The sequence below is a fragment of the Moraxella caviae genome (assembly GCF_002014985.1).
GTDB classification, from domain to species: Bacteria; Pseudomonadota; Gammaproteobacteria; order Pseudomonadales; family Moraxellaceae; genus Moraxella; species Moraxella caviae.
On sequence record NZ_MUXU01000107.1, the window covers coordinates 1 to 455 of the forward strand.

Here is a 455-nt window from a genome sequence, read left to right on the forward strand (position 1 = left end):
TTAGCACCTACCAAAGCACTAATGGCTTGGCGTAGTGGGGTGCGGTCGGCGGCAGTGGTTTGAATACCCACTTCTTTATCCAAAATATCTAGCACCCATTTACGAAATTCTTTTGCCACAGTGGTGCGTGAAAACATGGCGACAAGGTGGCAACCACGAAGTGAGAAAATGCGGATTTTGGCATTTTTCATTCTTGGGTTATCCACAAGGGTTGTCATGCCATATGTAAACTCATCGGCATTTTCGTTGTATAGCTTGGTGATAGCTCTTGATTGTGCATACCCAAGCGCATTTGCCAAATCTGATGACGACAGCCAAATTTGATTATCCACTTTGGCAGGCACTAGGGTGATATTTTGGAAAGTTAAAGTTTTCATTTCTGTTTTCCCTTTTTGATAGGTTTGTCGTAACCCTGAATCGGAGTTACGGAAATTTGCCCTATTTTCTCGTGTACC

1 protein-coding gene is annotated in these 455 nt (G+C 43.3%); it reads right to left on the reverse strand.

What is annotated here, in order from left to right; genetic code table 11:
- The coding region (locus tag B0181_RS11685; protein WP_143821611.1) for a BRO-N domain-containing protein at window positions 1-377 on the reverse strand (377 nt) is incomplete at its 3' end.
- Window positions 378-455 lie beyond the last annotated feature (78 nt).